At 73.4% G+C, this 12,792-nt stretch carries 13 protein-coding genes; 5 read left to right on the forward strand and 8 right to left on the reverse strand.

Annotated features, from left to right (window positions below; translation table 11 throughout):
- Positions 1-19 precede the first annotated feature (19 nt).
- The 6 genes from ACQP1N_RS16985 to ACQP1N_RS17010 all read right to left on the reverse strand — a co-directional run bounded on the left by ACQP1N_RS16985 (position 20) and on the right by ACQP1N_RS17010 (position 4,982).
- Complete coding sequence (locus ACQP1N_RS16985; RefSeq protein ID WP_067798306.1) at positions 20-1,051, reverse strand: alpha/beta hydrolase; 1,032 nt, start codon at positions 1,049-1,051, stop codon at positions 20-22.
- A 165-nt stretch (positions 1,052-1,216) separates the two neighbouring features.
- Positions 1,217-1,783 carry a GNAT family N-acetyltransferase gene (locus ACQP1N_RS16990; RefSeq protein ID WP_067798309.1) on the reverse strand — a complete coding sequence of 189 codons (567 nt, stop codon included), beginning with the start codon at positions 1,781-1,783 and terminating at the stop codon, positions 1,217-1,219.
- 81 nt (positions 1,784-1,864) lie between these two features.
- Positions 1,865-2,923 carry a YihY/virulence factor BrkB family protein gene (locus ACQP1N_RS16995; RefSeq protein ID WP_433232487.1) on the reverse strand — a complete coding sequence of 353 codons (1,059 nt, stop codon included), beginning with the start codon at positions 2,921-2,923 and terminating at the stop codon, positions 1,865-1,867.
- A gap of 21 nt (positions 2,924-2,944) precedes the next feature.
- The gene (locus ACQP1N_RS17000) at positions 2,945-3,331 is read right to left on the reverse strand and encodes a DUF3618 domain-containing protein (RefSeq protein WP_067798312.1); all 387 of its coding nucleotides are present in this window, start codon (positions 3,329-3,331) and stop codon (positions 2,945-2,947) included.
- Positions 3,328-3,816, reverse strand: a complete 489-nt coding sequence (locus tag ACQP1N_RS17005; RefSeq protein WP_084262900.1) for a phage holin family protein — start codon at positions 3,814-3,816, stop codon at positions 3,328-3,330. Before ACQP1N_RS17005 ends, ACQP1N_RS17000 begins: the two co-directional genes overlap by 4 nt.
- A gap of 275 nt (positions 3,817-4,091) precedes the next feature.
- Positions 4,092-4,982, reverse strand: coding sequence for a Vgb family protein (locus ACQP1N_RS17010; protein ID WP_067798314.1), 891 nt, complete (start codon positions 4,980-4,982; stop codon positions 4,092-4,094).
- A gap of 127 nt (positions 4,983-5,109) precedes the next feature.
- Here ACQP1N_RS17010 and ACQP1N_RS17015 point away from each other — a divergent pair, with 127 nt between their 5' ends.
- The 3 genes from ACQP1N_RS17015 (at position 5,110) to ACQP1N_RS17025 (ending at position 8,930) form a co-directional block, all read left to right on the forward strand.
- Entirely contained in the window at positions 5,110-5,715 is a 606-nt protein-coding gene (locus ACQP1N_RS17015; RefSeq protein ID WP_067798317.1) for a TetR/AcrR family transcriptional regulator, read from the forward strand.
- A gap of 179 nt (positions 5,716-5,894) precedes the next feature.
- Entirely contained in the window at positions 5,895-6,248 is a 354-nt protein-coding gene (locus tag ACQP1N_RS17020) for a VOC family protein (RefSeq protein WP_067798320.1), read from the forward strand.
- 291 nt (positions 6,249-6,539) lie between these two features.
- Positions 6,540-8,930 carry an ATP-binding cassette domain-containing protein gene (locus ACQP1N_RS17025; RefSeq protein WP_433232493.1) on the forward strand — a complete coding sequence of 797 codons (2,391 nt, stop codon included), beginning with the start codon at positions 6,540-6,542 and terminating at the stop codon, positions 8,928-8,930.
- 88 nt (positions 8,931-9,018) lie between these two features.
- Here the strand turns inward: ACQP1N_RS17025 and ACQP1N_RS17030 are convergent, their stop codons facing one another.
- Complete coding sequence (locus ACQP1N_RS17030) at positions 9,019-9,681, reverse strand: response regulator (protein WP_067798326.1); 663 nt, start codon at positions 9,679-9,681, stop codon at positions 9,019-9,021.
- Positions 9,669-10,829 carry a sensor histidine kinase gene (locus ACQP1N_RS17035; protein ID WP_242608949.1) on the reverse strand — a complete coding sequence of 387 codons (1,161 nt, stop codon included), beginning with the start codon at positions 10,827-10,829 and terminating at the stop codon, positions 9,669-9,671. Before ACQP1N_RS17035 ends, ACQP1N_RS17030 begins: the two co-directional genes overlap by 13 nt.
- Positions 10,830-11,043: 214 nt before the next feature.
- On the opposite strand from ACQP1N_RS17035, the gene ACQP1N_RS17040 reads away from it, so the two are divergent.
- Both ACQP1N_RS17040 and ACQP1N_RS17045 read left to right on the forward strand, forming a co-directional pair.
- On the forward strand, positions 11,044-11,289 hold the full coding sequence (locus ACQP1N_RS17040; RefSeq protein ID WP_067798329.1) for a serine hydrolase: 246 nt from the start codon (positions 11,044-11,046) through the stop codon (positions 11,287-11,289).
- 126 nt (positions 11,290-11,415) lie between these two features.
- Complete coding sequence (locus ACQP1N_RS17045) at positions 11,416-12,711, forward strand: APC family permease (protein WP_433232496.1); 1,296 nt, start codon at positions 11,416-11,418, stop codon at positions 12,709-12,711.
- The last annotated feature ends 81 nt before the right edge of the window (positions 12,712-12,792 follow it).

The raw sequence follows: 12,792 nt of genomic DNA on the forward strand, positions 1-12,792 counted from the left end.
GCGTCAGGCCCCGTGCGCGTCAGACCCTCCGCGCGTCGATCGACTTCATCAGCGCCGGCCAGATGAAGGCCGCCTCACGGGTCCACGCGGGCCAGTTGTGCCGGCCGTCGCCGTAGAAGTGCGCCGTGTAGGGGATCTTCAGCCCGTCCAGCCGCCGCTGGAAGTCCTTGTTGCTCGCGCCGGCCGCGGCCTCGCCCAGCAGGCCGGCGTCCCACGGCGGCACGTCCGGGTCGCCCGGGCCCGGACGGCCCGTCGTCCCGGTCGAGAAGAAGATCCGGGTGCCGCGGAGCCCGGGCGCCAGCGCATACGGGTCGTGCGCCGCCCAGTTGGCGTCGTCGACCCCCGGGATGCCCCAGATGGCGAACGGGTCCTGCCCGATGCCGGCGTTGATGAACATCAGCATCGCCGGTATCCCGACCGAGCGCATCGACAGGACGCCGCTCAGCGACGCCACGTGCTTGAACATCCCCTGATGCCGGGCCGCGTACGCCATGGCGCCCGCGCCGCCGGAGGAGATCCCGAGCGCCGCGCGCCGCGCGCCCGCGCCGTAGTTGCGCTCCACCAGCTGGCGCACCTCGGCGGTGTGGAAGGTCTCCCACCGGGGTGTCCCGCCCTTGCCGTAGTTGTACCAGTCGGTGTAGGAGCCGTTTTCGCCCTCCGGCATGACGACCAGGACGTTGTACCTGGCCGCCCACGCCTCGATGTCGGTCTTCCCCGTCCAGGCGGTGTAGTTGTCCCGCCCCCCGTGGAAGGCGTACAGGACCGGCCACCTCCCCGCCGCGCCCCGCCTCCAGTTCGCCGGCAGCAGCAGGCGGGTCTTCACCGACTTGCCGAGCGCCGGGGAGGCGATCGTGATGTCGACCGTGCGGGGGCCGACCTTCTTCTCCGCGGTGATGCGCGCACCGTCGTCGGCCCGGACCGGGCCCGCCGCCTGCGCCGATCCGGTACCCGCCGCACCGAGCCCGGCGACGAGGACGACACCGACGGAGCCGGCCGCCAGCGAACGCCGCCGGTGCGTCCGGTGCGATCGAGGGCGGATGGGGGGTGTCATCTGCTCACCTCGCGGATCAGGCCCGGCCACCGTGGCCGCGCGACTCCGGGAGAGTGTCCCCGTCCCCAGCCGAAACGATCTACGGGAGCGGGTGACAAGAAACGCCCGCGGGGCTGTGGAGATGTGAGTGCTCGCCGCAGCGGGTCATCCGGGCGGTGATACCGCTCAGGAGCCGGTGCGGGCGTCCCACTCGTGGCGCAGCATCGCGTAGATGACCTCGTCGGTCCACTCGCTCTTGACCATCTCGTTCTGCAGCAGGTGCGCCTCGCGGCGCATCCCGAGCCGCTCCAGCACCCGCGCGGACGCGGCGTTACGGCCGTCCAGGCGTCCGCAGACACGGTGCAGATCCAGGCCCTCGAACCCCAGCCGCAGCACGACCTCGGCGGCCTCGGTGGCGAATCCCTTGCCGTGGTAGGCGGGGTTGAAGACGTAGCCGATCTCGCCCTGCCGGTGCTCCCGGCTACGCCACTGCAGGTTGACCTCGCCGATCAGGTCGCCGGTCTCGCGCCGCACCACCGCCAGGACCAGCCAGTCGCCCTCCCTCTCCACGATGGAGGCGCTCATCTTCTGCTTCAGGAACGACCGCGACTCCTCCAGCGTTCGCGGCTCCCAGTACAGGAACCGCGCGACCTCCGGGAGGGACTGGTAGGCGTACAGACCCTCCAGGTCGCCCTCGTGGAACGGCCGCAGGGTGAGCCGCTCGGTCTCGATCGGGTAAGCGGGACGGAGCATGCCTGTGATCCTATTCCCGATCTTCGGTCCCCTGCGACCCGCGAACGCACACCCGTGAGACCCCCGCCCGGGGGGCCGGTCTCAGGACGGGCCCCCCGCCCCGCGGCGCGTTTCCGGCGCGGCCCCCCGCTCCGGCGCCGCCGAGGTATCGGAGTCCTTGTCCTTGTCCTGGTTCTTGTCCTGGTTCTTGTCCAGGCCGACCTCGCGGCGCTCCTCCTCGTCGAACCCGCGGGTGTCGCGGAACTCGACGTAGGGTTCCTTGTCGGGAGGCGTGCCGGCGGCGATGGCGCGGCTGCGCTCCAGTTCGGCGTTCAGCTCCGCGCCCAGCAAGATCGCGATGTTGGTGATCCACAGCCACACCAGGAAGATGATCACCGCGGCGAGGCTGCCGTAGGTCTTGTTGTAGGAGGAGAAGTTCGCCACGTACAGGGCGAACAGGGACGACGCCGCCAGCCACAGCAGGATCGCCAGGACCGCGCCGGGGACGACCTGGCGCATCCCGCCCTTGACGTTGGGCGCCGACCAGTACAGCAGCATGAACAGGAACGCGACCACGATCAGCAGCACCGGCCATTTGACGATGTTCCAGACGGTCACCGCCTGCGAGCCGACACCGAGGACGTCGCCGGCCTTGCGGGCCAGCGGCCCGGTCACCACCACCGCGATCACCGACGCCGACAGCAGCACCAGCGTGACCAGCGTGACGCTCACCCGGACCGGAACCGTCTTCCAGATCGGGCGCCCCTCGGGGATGTCGTAGACGATGTTGGAGGCGCGCATGAAGGCGCCGACGTAGCCGGACGCGGACCACACCGCGCCCAGAAGGCTCACCACGGCGATGACGCCGGCGCCGCCGGTGCCGCCCTGCAACTGCCGCACCGAGCTGACCAGCAGGTCGCGGACGGCGCCGGGCGCCAGCGTCCCGATGTTCTTGATCAGCTCGTCGGTGGTGGACTGGCCGGCCAGGCCGACCAGCGACACCACCACCAGGATCGCCGGGAAGATCGACAGCACCGAATAGTAGGTGAGCGCGGCCGCCCAGGCGGTGAGCTCGTCGGACTTGAACTCGGCGACGGTGCGTTTCAGCGCCCCTCGCCACGATGTCGCCGGTGCGTCGGCGATGACGCCAGGGGTGCGCATGATCGTCCTCTCCGTGCCCCGTCAGCGTTTTGTGCGGTGTACCTTGACGGCGCGTTTGCGTCCGGTGCGGACGCGGACCTGCACCGGCCCGATCCGCGTGGTGGACGGGCGGCGCCGCCGGCGCATCCACACCGCCGCCGCCGTGACGGCGCCGGCGGAGACGACCACCAGGCCGCCCTGCCGCATCCGGGCCATGTTCTCCCGCGACCCGGCGGACTGCCAGGCCGACGCCGCCGCGTCGCGTGCCCTGCTCCTGGCCTGCTCGGCCTTCTCCCGGGCCAGCGCCTTCACATCGGCCTTGGCGGCCAGTTGCTCGACGGTCTCGCCGAGCTCGTGGCGCGCCCGGTCGACCTCCTGGCGCAGTTCCTCGGTGCCGGCCTCGGCGCCGTGCTTGCCCTGCATGGTCATCGGTGCGTCGCCCTCTCCTTCAGCTCGGCCACGGCCTGCCTCGCCTCGTCCATGGCCTTCTCCGGCTTGGCCGGTGTGGCGCGCCTGGTCTGCGAGCGGCCCATCATGGCCAGCACCCCGGCGACCACCATCAGGAACGCGCCGATGATGAGCGCGGCGGCCCACACCGGCAGCGCCACCGCGATCGCGGCGATCGCCGCGGCCAGCAGCGCCCCCACCCCGTACAGCGCCACCAGCGCGGCGCCGCCGAACATCCCGGCGCCGGTGCCGGCGTGGCGGCCCTTGTCCTTCAGCTCCGCCACCGCCAGCCGCAGCTCGGCGCGCATCAGCTCCGACACCTGCTGGGCGGCCTGCCGGACCAGCTCCCCCGTGCCCGCCTCCGGTCGTTCGCGGTGGAACTCCGGCGCACGCGCCTGCTCCTGCCGGATCACGTCCATGCTCTCGGCCTCGGTTTCGCCGTCATGCGTCGGCCGCACGATGCTCATAGCCCTCAGCCCCCTCCGCGTGTCGTTTCGAAGCCTCCAGGAGGCGTTCCCCCTCGGGAGCGGCTAAACGTGGCCGCATCCCGACAAAGGGTGAACATGCGCGCGGGATCGGGCCGGGCCGTGCGGGGGCGAGGTCGTGGTCGCCCGGCTGGAGCCGGAGCCCCTCGATGCGCCGGGTCCGGGGGTACTTGCGGAGCATGCCGGCCGTTCTCGATGAGCGCCGCCGATCACGCCGACCGGTTTTCCGGTCCTTTCGCGGGCGGGGACGCGGCGGGTCAGCTGACGGTGACGCGGGCGAGGGCGCCCGACTCCAGCGCCACCCACAGCGCGCCGTCCGGGCCGGTCGCGATGCCGTGCGGTTCACAGCCGGGCCTCGGCAGCGGATGCTCGAAGACGCGGCCGTCGAGGGTGACGCGGCCGACGTGGGCGGTGCCCCATTCGGTGAACCACAGGTCCTCACCGGGGCCGGCGACGATGGCGTGCGGGCGCGCGTCCCGGTCGGGCAGCGGGAACTCGGTGACCTTCCCGTCGGTGGTGATCTGCCCGATGTGGCCCGCGCCGATCCCGGCGAACCACAGCGCGCCGTCGGGCCCGGCGGTGATGCCCACCGGCGCCGAGCCCTCGGTGGGCAGCGCGTGGACGACGACGTCGCCGTCCGAGGCGATGCGGCCGACGGCGTTGCCCTGGTTGAGGGTGAACCACAGCGCCTCGTCCGGCCCGGCTGTGATCATCGACGGCATCGTGCCCGCGCCGGGCAGCGGGAACTCGCCGACCCGGCCGTCGGGGGTGATGCGGCCGATGCGGCCGGCGTGCATCTGGGTGAACCACAGCGCGCCGTCGGGCCCGGCCGCGATCCCGCACGGGCCGCAGCCGCCGGGCAGGGGGAACGCGGTGATCTCACCGCCGGTGGTGATCCGGCCGATCGCGTGGTCCTGGAACGCGGTGAACCACAGCGCGCCGTCCGGGCCCGGCGTGATGATCAGCGGGCCGCCGGGGACGGGACCGTAAAGGGTGAGGTCGCCGTCGGTGGTGAGCCGGCCGATGCGGCCGGCGTGCACGAGCGTGAACCACAGCGCGCCGTCCGGTCCGGCGGTGATGCCGTACGGGCCCGCGTCCGGGCCGGAGACCGCGTACTCCCTGATCGTGGCGTGCGAACCCTGCGGCATTGATCGTCCCCCCTCGTCCCTCAAGCTGTTTCCGCCCGGCGGCGAGGTTAACGCAACCGATGTTGCGTTACGATCGGTGCGTGGGAAGTGACCGGCCGAGATCCGGGCGGCACCGGGGGACCGGCGCGTGACGGGCACCGCGCCCGGGACCGTCCGTCCCGGCGGACGGTCGGCGAGGGTACGCGACGCCGTCCGGGAGGCCACGCTCGCCGAACTGTCCGAGCACGGCTACCGGGGCCTCACCGTGGACAACGTCGCGGCCCGCTCCGGCGTGCACAAGACCACCGTCTACCGGCGGTGGGGCAACGCCGACGGGCTCATCGCCGACGCCCTCGACCGCGCCGCCGCCGAACCGTGGCCCGTTCCCGACACCGGCACGCTCGCCGGCGACCTGCGGGTGCTCGCCCGGCTCGTCCTGACCGGCTTCACCGACCCCCGGCAGGGGCCCGTCGCCCGCGCGTTCGTGCTGGCCGCCATGCAGAGCGACGCCGCCGCCCGCGCCCTGCGCGCCTTCTACGCGCGCCGGTACGAGCAGGCCGCGGTCATCGTGCGGCGCGCGGCCGGGCGCGGCGAGATCCCCGCCGGGACGGACGCCGCCGAACTCGTCCGCGCCGCCGTCGCGCCGCTGTTCCACCGGCTGTTCATCACCGGCGAACCCGCCGGCGGGGCCGACGCGGACCGTGCGGCCGACGCCGCCTGCGCCGCCGCCCGCATCGGCGCCTTCGTCATCTGAGCCCGGGGACGGCCGGCAGGCCGTTGCACGCGGCGAAACAGGTGGCCGGACCGGTCAGGAATCGAGAAGCGCCGCCCGCCGGACCGTGGATAGCGTGATCGTCAACGACGCTTCCCGGTCGTCTGCGAACGCCGCAAGACGCACCAGCGTTGCTATGACCCACGACTTCAGGAGTGACCATGACCGGCTCTTCCACCCAGGGAATCAAGACCGTGCTGCACCCCGTGTCCGACCTGGCGGCGGCCAAGGCGGTGTACACCGCACTGCTCGGCATGCCGCCGCAGCACGACGCGTCCTACTACGTCGGCTTCGACGCCGAGGGCCAGCACATCGGGCTGGTGCCGCGCGGCGGACCGCAGGACACGGCCTCACCGGTGGCCTACTGGCACGTGACGGACATCGAGGCGAAGCTGGCCGAGGTGACCGCCGCGGGCGCCACCGTGAAGGAGCCCGCGCACGACGTCGGCGGCGGCCGCCTGGTGGCCACCGTCACCGACCCCGACGGCAACGTCCTCGGGCTGCTCCAGAACTGATGAGCGCCGGCCCCCGCTCCCGCGCCCGGCGCCGCCGCGACACCGAGCAGGCGAGGCCGAGGTCCTGGAGATCGACGCGCTGCCGCGGCGGCGGGGCGACCGGTTCGCCGCGCGCACCGGCTTCGACCCGCGTGGGCCGGCCACGCCGTACCGCCGGTTCCGTATCTCCCCGCGCCGCGTTCAGGCCTGGCGCGAGGTGAACGAGCTGCCCGGCCGCGAGCTGATGCGCGACGGCCGCCGGCCGGCCTGACGCCTCAGCCGGGCGCGCGCCGCATGATAGATGGAGACACCATGAGCATGACCACGAGGACGGACCCGCAGCCGCCCGCGCTGCACGCCGCCGACAGCCACGACCTGATCCGCGTGCACGGCGCGCGCGAGAACAACCTCAAAGACGTCGACATCGAGATCCCGAAACGCCGGCTGACGGTGTTCACCGGCGTCTCCGGCTCGGGCAAGAGCTCGCTGGTGTTCAACACGATCGCCGCCGAGTCGCAGCGGCTGATCAACGAGACCTACAGCACCTTCGTGCAGGGCTTCATGCCGACGCTGGCGCGGCCCGAGGTCGACGTGCTCGAAGGGCTGACGACCGCGATCATCGTCGACCAGCAGCGGATGGGCGCCGACCCCCGCTCCACGGTCGGCACCGCCACCGACGCCAACGCGATGCTGCGCATTCTCTTCAGCCGGCTCGGGAAACCGTACATCGGCTCACCCCAGGCGTTCTCCTTCAACGTCGCCTCGATCAGCGGGGCGGGCGCGGTCACCTCCGAGCGCGCCGGACGGACCGTGCAGGAGCGCCGCAACTTCACCGTCACCGGCGGCATGTGCCCGCGCTGCGAGGGCCGGGGCTCGGTCAACGACATCGACCTGACCCAGCTGTACGACGACGGCAAATCCCTCAACGAGGGCGCTCTCACGATCCCCGGCTACAGCGTGGACGGCTGGTACGGCCGCATCTTCCGCGGCTGCGGCTTCTTCGACGCCGACAAGCCGATCCGCAAGTTCACCGGGAAAGAGCTGGACGACCTGCTCTACAAGGAGCCGACCAAGATCAAGGTCGAGGGCATCAACCTGACCTACGAGGGCCTGATCCCCAAGCTCCGCAAGTCGATGCTGTCCAAGGACGTCGACTCGCTGCAGCCGCATGTCCGCGCCTTCGTGGAGCGGGCGGTCACCTTCGCCACCTGCCCCGAGTGCGGCGGCACCCGGCTCAGCGAGACGGCCCGGTCGTCGAAGATCGGGGGGATCAACATCGCCGAGGCCTGCGCGATGCAGATCAGCGACCTGGCCGAATGGGTGAAAGGACTGGACGAGCCGTCAGTCGGGCCGCTGCTCGGTGCGCTGCACGACACCCTGGAGTCGTTCGTGGAGATCGGGCTGGGCTACCTCTCGCTCGACCGGCCGTCGGGCACGCTGTCGGGCGGCGAGGCGCAGCGCACCAAGATGATCCGCCACCTCGGCTCCTCGCTCACCGACGTCACCTACGTCTTCGACGAGCCGACGATCGGGATGCACCCCCATGACATCCAGCGGATGAACGGCCTGCTGCTGCGCCTGCGCGACAAGGGCAACACCGTGCTGGTCGTGGAGCACAAGCCGGAGACGATCGCGATCGCCGACCACGTCGTGGACCTCGGTCCCGGCGCCGGCACGGCGGGCGGCACCGTCTGCTTCGAGGGCACCGTCGAGGGGCTGCGGGCCGGCGGCACCATCACCGGCCGCCATCTGGACGACCGGGCCGCCCTCAAGGACACGGTGCGCGCGCCCACCGGCACGCTGGAGATCCGCGGCGCCACGACGCACAACCTCCAGAACGTCGACGTCGACATTCCGCTCGGCGTGCTGGCCGTGGTGACGGGCGTGGCCGGGTCGGGCAAGAGCTCGCTGATCCACGGCTCGGTCTCGGGACGCGACGGGGTGGTGTCGGTCGACCAGACCCCGATCCGCGGCTCGCGGCGGAGCAACCCGGCGACCTACACCGGACTGCTCGACCCGATCCGCAAGGCGTTCGCGAAGGCCAACGGCGTGAAGCCGGCCCTGTTCAGCGCCAACTCCGAAGGCGCCTGCCCCGCCTGCAACGGCGCCGGCGTCATCTACACCGACCTGGCGATGATGGCCGGTGTCGCCACCACCTGCGAGGAGTGCGACGGCAAGCGGTTCCAGGCAGCGGTGCTGGACCACCGCCTCGGCGGCCGCGACATCAGCGAAGTGCTCGCGATGCCGGTGGCCGAGGCCGAGGAGTTCTTCGGCGCCGGCGAGGCGCGCACGCCGGCCGCGCACCGCATCCTCGGCCGGCTCGCCGACGTCGGGCTCGGCTACCTGTCCCTCGGCCAGCCGCTCACCACCCTGTCCGGCGGCGAGCGGCAGCGGCTCAAGCTGGCCACCCACATGGGCGGCAAGGGCGGCGTCTACGTCCTGGACGAGCCGACCACCGGCCTGCACCTCGCCGATGTCGAACAGCTGCTCGGCCTGCTGGACCGGCTCGTCGACTCCGGCAAGTCGGTCATCGTCATCGAGCACCACCAGGCCGTCATGGCGCACGCCGACTGGATCATCGACCTCGGCCCCGGCGCCGGCCACGACGGCGGCCGGATCGTCTTCGAGGGCACCCCCGCCGACCTCGTCGCCGCCCGCTCCACCCTCACCGGCGAACACCTCGCGGCCTACGTCGGCACCTGACCGGGGCGGGCGACCGGGAGTTCGAGGCCCGCGACGACATCGGGCACGGCCGGACCCGCCGGCCGGCCCGGCACGCTGGGGTCGGACGTCAGGCGAGGCCGGCGTCGTGGGCCAGCAGCGCGATCTGGGTGCGGTTGTCCAGGCCGAGCTTGGACAGGACGCTGGAGACGTGCGCCTTGACCGTCGCCACGCTCATGAACAGCTCCGCCGCGATCTCGGCGTTGGAACGTCCCCGCGCGATCTGGAGGACGACCTCGTTCTCGCGGGCGCTCAGCCCGGCGAGCGCGGCGCGGGCCCGCTGGTAGGCGCCGGCCCGGGTGACGGCACGGTCCATGAGCCGGCGGGTGACCCGCGGCGACAGGATGGGGTCCCCGGCCGCGACCTGCCGCACCGCCTGGACGATCTGCGCCGGCGGGGTGTCCTTCAGCAGGAACCCGCCGGCGCCCGCGCGCAGCGCGTGCAGGATGTCCTCATCGGAGTCGAACGTCGTCAGCACGATGACCTCGGGCGGGTTCGCCCGGGCCCGGAGCCTGCGGGTGGCGGTGACACCGTCCACGCGCGGCATCCGCAGATCCATCAGGACGACGTCGGGTGCGTGCGCGTCCGCCGCCGCGGGCACCTCGTCGCCGTCGGCCGCCTCACCCGCCACCGTGATGCCGCCCGCCCCGTCCAGCATCATCGACAGCCCCGCGCGGACGAGCGCGTCGTCGTCCACGATCAGGACGCGCAGGGGACGGGTCACGCCGGCCATGGTAGCCAGGCGCGCAGCCGGAACTCGCCCGCGGCGGCCTGATGGTCGAGCCGGCCGCCCGCCAACCGGACCCGCTCGGTCAACCCGACCAGGCCCGTCCCGCTGCCCGGCGGGGCAGCGGCCCCGCCCTCCGGAGGCAGCGGGTTGCGGACGTCGATGACCAGGCCGTCCCCGGGCCGTCCCGCCAGCACCACCCGGACGGCGCATCCCGCCGCGTGCTTGCGCGCGTTCGTCAGCGCCTCCTGCACGACCCGGTACGCGGTCCGCCCGGCGGCCGGGGGGAGGGCCGCCGCGTCGGCCACCTCGTCGCGCAACTCCACCCGCCCGCCCGCGTCGCGGGCCTCCGCCAGCAGCCGGGGCAGGTCGGCCAGCACGGGCTGCGGCCGATCGTCCTCATCGGTGTCGCCGGCACGCAGCAGCAAGATCACCTCGCGGAGCTCGTCCAGGGCCTGGTGCACCCCGGCGCGGACCACCCCGGCGGCCTCGGCCAGCTTCTCCGGCGGGGCGTCGGGCCGGTACTCCAGCGCGCCCGCGTAGGTGGCCAGCAGCGACAGCCGGTGCGCCAGCACGTCGTGCATCTCCCGCGCGATCCGGGTCCGTTCGGCCATCCGCGCCTCGGCGACCCGGCGGCCCTGCTCGGCCTCGGCGCGGCGGGCGCGTTCGCGCAGCGACGCCAGCAGCGCGCGCCGCGCCCGCGCCAGCGCCCCCCAGCTGATCAGCGCCCCGTAGCCGACCACGATCAGCAGCAGCCACCAGCCGAACGAGATCCCGCCATTCGGCCGCCACAGCCCCTGCACGACGTGCGCTCCGATCCCCGCCGCCCCGGCCGCCGCCGCGACCGGGAACGGGCGGCGCTGCGCGACCTGCAGCACGCCCATGCTGGACACCGGGGTGGCCGCCGGGGACAGCGCCGCCAGCGCGCTCAGCGCGAACGCCGCCGGGACCGGACGCCACAGCAGCAGCGGCGACAGCAGCCAGCCCGCCGTCCCCACCACGAGGTCGAGCGTGAGCGGGCCGCCGGCGTTCGACCGGCCCCACACCGTCAGCGCGGTCAGGGCACCCGACACGGCGAACACGGCCGCGGCGCCGGAGAGCCTGCGGCGGTGCCGCGCATCGGTGCCCACCAGGCCGAACGTCGTCTCGTTCACCGGCCAAAGGCTAGCCGTGGGTGCGGCGGCACCGGCACCGACCAAAGTCGATGCCGGCTCCGCCCCCGGTCGGTCCCACCGTCGCCGCCACCGGCACGACCCCGACGGCCCGGCGCGGCTCGCGCCGGCGGGCGCGCTCATTCCCGGTCTCGGGCGCTCGGCGCGATGAATTCCGCCGCCCGGGCGGGTCTCACCCCGGGAAAGGGAGGTGACGATGAACGATCCGGGCCTGTCGGCGGCGCGGCTTCGGCACATGGGGGAGGTGCTGGCCGGGCATGTGGACCGCGGTGACGTCCCCGGCCGCTTCGGCTGGTCGGGCGGCACCGGGACGTCCGTCTACACCGACCCGTCCGAGGGGCTGATCGGTGTCCTGCTCACCCAGCGTCACTTGACGTCCCCGACCCCGCCGTCCGTCCTCCGCGACTTCTGGACCTGCGCCTATGCGGCCATCACCGGCTAACACCATGACGGTGGCCAGAGGGAGTGGCCGTCCGCACAGGCACCGGGGCGGCTCGGCTCGACGGCGCCGTGCTTAGTGCGGTACATCAATCGCGTTTGATGGAATAGCCGTCGAGGAGGTGGGCTGGTGCCCGGACCGGAGCCGTCGCCCGGCGGTGACCGCCTCGCGCGCCGCCTGGGCACCGGGGACGCGGTGATGATCGGGCTCGGGTCGATGATCGGGGCGGGGGTGTTCGCCGCGTTCGGCCCCGCCGCCCGTGCCGCCGGCACCGGCCTGCTGATCGGCCTGGTGATCGCCGCAGTGATCGCATACTGCAACGCGGCCGCGTCCGCGCAATTGGCGGCGGTGCATCCGACGTCCGGAGGCACCTACATCTACGGCCGCGAGCGCCTGGGCCACTGGTGGGGGTTCACGGCCGGATGGGGTTTCGTGGTGGGCAAGACCGCCTCGTGCGCCGCCATGGCCCTCACCTTCGCCGTCTACGCGGTGCCCGGCCCCTGGTGGGCCCAGCGCGCCGCCGCCGTCGCGGCCGTGCTGGGGCTGGCCGCGCTCAACTACCACGGCGTCACCAAGACCGCCCTGCTCACCCGCGTGCTCGTCGCCACCAGCCTGACCGCCCTGGCCGTCGTGGTCGCGGGCATCACGGCGGGCGGGCACGCCGGCGCGGCGCACCTGGACGGCTGGCGGGCCGGCGGCGCCTACGGCGTCCTGCAGTCCGCGGGCCTGCTGTTCTTCGCGTTCGCCGGCTACGCCCGCATCGCCACCATGGGGGAGGAGGTCCGCGATCCGCGCCGCACCATTCCCCGCGCGATCCCGATCGCCCTGTTCATCACCGTGGCCGTCTACCTGACGGTCGGGGTCGCGGCGCTGCTGGCCGCGGGACCGGACCGGCTCGCCGCCTCGATCGCGCCGCTGACCACCGCGGTCGAGGCGGCGGGCGCCGGCGCCCTGGCCCCGGTGGTGCGGGTGGGTGCGGCGCTCGCGGCACTGGGCGCGCTGCTGGCGCTGATCGCCGGCATCGGGCGCACGACCCTGGCCATGGCCCGCCACCGCGACCTGCCCGGCGCGCTCGCCGCCGTCCATCCCCGCCACCGGGTGCCGCACCGCGCCGAGATCGTGCTGGCGATCGTCGTCAGCGCCCTGGTCGCCACCGTCGACCTGCGCGGCGTGATCGGCTTCTCCTCGTTCGGCGTGCTGGTCTACTACGCCATCGCCAACGCCTCCGCGTTCACCCAGCCCGCGCCCGACCGCCGCTGGCCGCGCGGGCTCAACCTGCTCGGCCTCGCCGGCTGCCTGACCCTGGTCGCCGCCCTGCCCTGGCAATCCGTACTCGCCGGCACGGTCATGTTCGCCATAGGGCTGACCGGCCGGTACCTCGTCCTGCGGCGGCGCGTACCGCCCGCCGCATCGGCTGCACGGTGAAACCCGGCCGGCCGGACGAATGGTGCGGCTCGTCCGGAGCGGCGGCACGGTTTGCAACCGCCTGGCAGAGACCTCGCGGGA

This window comes from Actinomadura formosensis, assembly GCF_050948385.1.
Classification (GTDB): Bacteria; Actinomycetota; Actinomycetes; order Streptosporangiales; family Streptosporangiaceae; genus Spirillospora; species Spirillospora formosensis.